Below are 3,450 nucleotides of genomic sequence, written 5' to 3'. Positions count from 1 at the left end.
TCCCCTCGACCGGAGGACGACGGCACGACTCTATTGGGACACCAGACCGATCGCGATCTGTCTGCAATCCGCACTCAAGAACCTCAAAAAGGAGCGCAACACGGCACTTCTCAGCCGCACTGCCTGCACGGTAGTGAATTCGACCTTGTCGGCGGAACGAAGATGATTTTTCGTTTTTCCGCCCCTTGCGACTTCAAGACGTGTCGCCTTCCCGAGACCAGGTACATGGGAAGGGAAAATGAACAACGGGTTTCCGTAGGGTTATGCTTTTGCAACGAAACCTCTGATGGAGCCGACGCTGTCCCAAAAAACAGCGGGCACGCAGAGGAAAAATGGCCTCCTGCCTTCTCACGAACAGGTTGCGTGGATGCTGCCCTGGATCCAGCGCGCATCTGCCACTGAGGGTTTCAGTTCGCGGGGTTGCAATGCCGGGTGTTGACATCCGCGACCGACTTGCGTATTGACCTCACCATCAAAGGGATAAATCGATGTTTTTCGCTGTTTACAGTTCAACAAGCTCAAGTTCGTCCGCGTTCCGCGGTCGAGAGCTTTTGCGTGTGCGGTAAACTTCAGGCACATCGAAATCTTTCTGACCCGGAAGCAAGCGCTTACCGGGTTTTTTGTTGCCCGGGTCATCAATAGGGAAGATGAACTGGGCAGGAGCCCGGCACCGCTTCGAAAGCGGATGGAACCGGAAAGGGTTTGGGGATCGAGACCTCTGTCTTCCGCCATATGGAGCAGCCGGGCATTGGAGAGCCCACCGGGCTGAAAGTTCGATGCTTATGCTGTGCTGGTTCGACTCCAGCCTGCTCCAGCAAAAAGAGAGTGAACCAGCCGGGGGCTGGCGCAGACTGCTAATCTGTCGGGGCTTTTACAAGCTTGCGGGTCGGGACCGCCGCTCTCTGCCATTCCTTCCGATTGTTAGATCGGCCAAAGGGAAGTCCGCTTGAGGATTGGTGGTCTGACGGATATCGAGGCCAGGTCTATTAATTCGGTGACCGGTATGGGGCCGTATGCGGACTGACGGTTTTCGGCTTGGGATAGACCAAGTGCGGACATATGCAGGGCTGCAAGGGTAAGATCATGGACTTTGTTCTTAGCGTTCTTTTCACTCGGCTAGGGCGGCCGGCGCTGCTTTGGCGGCTCTGTTGCAAATTTGAATTTCGTTAGTTTGCGGCCCTTAGTGACCCTTCGGTTCAAGCTTTTGCATCCTGAAGATGGTTTTCGAGCATAGTGCTCTCCCGCGTCGATGAATTCGAATTTGTGCGGCGGAGCGGTTGATCTGGAAAGGGACGAAGAGATTTCGTACCGCTGAGAACATGGCCCTATCGGAAGGTTTGTACGTAGGATCCCGTTAAGGCGGAACGATTAGCGAACACCCGTGATATAGCGTCATCCTGCCCACTTTCTCGCCGCGTTGAGATGCAATGGACGGGGGTATTGGGGCTCAGAGGCACCAGAATGCCAATCAAAGTCGCCGGTCAGGATGACGTGCGCCCATCCTAGCGGCGATGTATGGGCAAGAAGGGTGGGATCCGGGATCTGACCTTGGCGGGCCAAGTGTTCGGCCGCCTTGTCCATATAGAGTGTGTTCCAGTAAACGATAGCGGCGATAACCATGTTGAGCGCCATGGCGCGCTTCTGTTGCGCCGCGTCAGAGCGATCGTAAATGCGCCCCTGGGAATGAGCAAACACCGCCTTTGCCAAACTGTGACGTGCTTCACCCTTATTGAGGCCTGCCTGACAATCCTTCCGCAAGTCGGGATTTTCCAGCCAGTCCAGCATGAACAATGTCCGCTCAATGCGCCCAATTTCGCCGAGAGCAAGGTAGAGCCGGTTTTGTTGTCGGTAACCGCCAAGCTTTCGGAGCATCGCCGATGGCTTGATGGCTTTGGTTTTGGCACTGCCTGCGAGGCGGATTGCATCCCCCCAGTGCTGGACAATAACGTCATCCTTGATGGGGTTGCCCATCAGCGGCGCCAGAAACGGCCACTGGCGCGGGGATCCGAAGCAAGCCAGCTTTCGATCCGGGAAGTCGCGTAACCGCGGCGTAAATTTCATGCCAAGCAAATGGAACAGCGCGAAGACGTGATCAGAGACGCCCCCAGTATCGGTGTAGTGTGTGAGTGGGTTGAGCAGCATTGGGTTGCCAACCAGCCCGTCTAAGACAAAGGGCGCTTCCCCAGACGTTGCTCCGATCACGGATGAATGGAACGAGCCATATCGGCCAGACAGAAAGGAATAGATCTTCAATCCCGGATCAGGACCATACTTGGCATTGATCAGGCCAGTCCCACGGTTGGCAGCAAAGAACTGCCCGTCTGAGGAGGTTGCGCCAGCCTTCCCCCAATGCGCAGCGAATGGCAGGTCATGATGGGCATCCACAATTCGGGCCAAGGCATCCGAATAGGTTTCCGGTCGCAGATACCACATATTCGCCCAGGTCAGTTGGGAATGGCTGATGTGTTTTGAGGCATAGGCCATCCGCTCCAGACCCAGATTGCTTGCACCGGCCAAAATGGCCGCAAGCAACACCGCAGGATCTTCGTGATTGTGACCTGAGCGCAGATCGGTGAAGGCATTCAGGAAACCTGTCTGTGCGTTGACCTCCCACAACAAATCCGTGATCCGGATGCGCGGCATAATCGCATCAATAGACCGCTCCAATCGTAAGGCTTCAGCCGACGTATCGGCTTCGTGTGGGGTGATCCGAAGTCGCCCCTTCTCCAGGCGCACCCCATCGAGCACGCCGCGCTTCAGCTTACTCTCAACTGTCGATAGCCGCTGATTCAAAACATGTTGGTGATCTACCAACCAAACATCGACATCCGTTTCCAGACCCAGTTTCTTCAGTTCCGCGTCGGCGGATGCGAGAGAGATCAGGTAGCTGTCAAAACGTCGGTAATCCTGACTGCCTTCCACCCAGACATCCCCGGCCCGCAACCTGTCGCGTAGCGTGGCGACAACTGCGGTTTCATAGATACGGCGCTTGGGCTGACCGTCTTGAACAATCAGTTTAGACCAATGTTTGGCAGGGAACGGCATTGGAATGTCGGCGGGCAGCTTGCGTTTGCCGGATATGTTGTGATCCCTCAGCAAGGACACGGCCTTTTGCAGATCTCGCCCCGCCTCCGGCGCGCTGAATGTGAATGTTTCGAGAAAGGCGGGTGCAAACTTGCGCATATAGGCATAGCGTTCCGTCGCCAGCTCCAGCGGATCACCCGTGGCCAGTTCGCCAAAGGCCGCGATTTCATCCCGATATTGTAGCAGGTGATACCAACCAATCTCGCCATCCAGAGCCGCGAACGGATCAACCCCAGCTTCATGGGCCAACGCCATGGTATCAAGCGTCTCGCCAAAGAGCTGCATCAGACGGCCGACGCGGGCTTTTCCCATGGCCCAGACTTGATCTTGCTTGTTCCTTGAGCGCGAAAATAGCTGACCTGTCAG

Annotated in this window: 1 protein-coding gene and 1 tRNA gene; one reads left to right on the top strand and one right to left on the bottom strand. The window is 55.9% G+C overall.

Features of this window, described 5'->3' with window-relative positions:
• The first annotated feature begins 734 nt into the window (after positions 1 to 734).
• Positions 735 to 814: transfer RNA gene (locus K5905_RS30140), tRNA-Phe, on the top strand.
• 578 nt (positions 815 to 1,392) lie between these two features.
• Here K5905_RS30140 and K5905_RS30135 read toward each other — a convergent pair.
• The coding region (locus K5905_RS30135) for a Tn3 family transposase (protein WP_297591380.1) at positions 1,393 to 3,450 on the bottom strand (2,058 nt) is incomplete at its 5' end.

This window comes from Roseibium sp. (genome assembly GCF_025698965.1).
Lineage (GTDB): Bacteria > Pseudomonadota > Alphaproteobacteria > Rhizobiales > Stappiaceae > Roseibium.
The sequence above is the reverse complement of the archived record's forward strand: the minus strand, read 5'-3'. Positions and strand labels throughout refer to the sequence as shown.